We start from the raw sequence: 326 nt of genomic DNA on the forward strand, positions 1-326 counted from the left end.
TCAACGGATGCGCCATCTGCATCGCCTATCTGGCGTTGCTCGATCGTTCGCCAACCCGGGACATGTGCGCTCATCAGCGCCTTGAACATCCTCCCGTGGTTCGCGTAACGCAGGTGAAGCAGTTCATGAACGATGACGTAATCCTGGAAAGGCTCATCCTGGTCGAGCAAGTCAGTGGCCAAGGTGACGGTTCCCGCCGATGAGCAGGAACCCCACTTCCTGCGCATCTCCTGCACCCGAACGACGCGGGGATTCACCTTCAGCTTGACCGCCCAAGCCAGCGCGCGGCGTCGCAAGTCCTGCGCCGGGTACTGCGACGATTTCAT

The 326-nt window shown here is 60.4% G+C and carries 1 protein-coding gene; it reads right to left on the reverse strand.

Annotated elements, in window-relative coordinates; genetic code table 11:
* Window positions 1-326, reverse strand: a 326-nt coding sequence (locus JK635_RS08505) for a M48 metallopeptidase family protein (protein WP_202653527.1), incomplete at both ends; no start/stop codon positions are given.

It is taken from the genome of Neobacillus paridis (genome assembly GCF_016765675.1).
Lineage (GTDB): Bacteria > Bacillota > Bacilli > Bacillales > Cytobacillaceae > Neobacillus > Neobacillus paridis.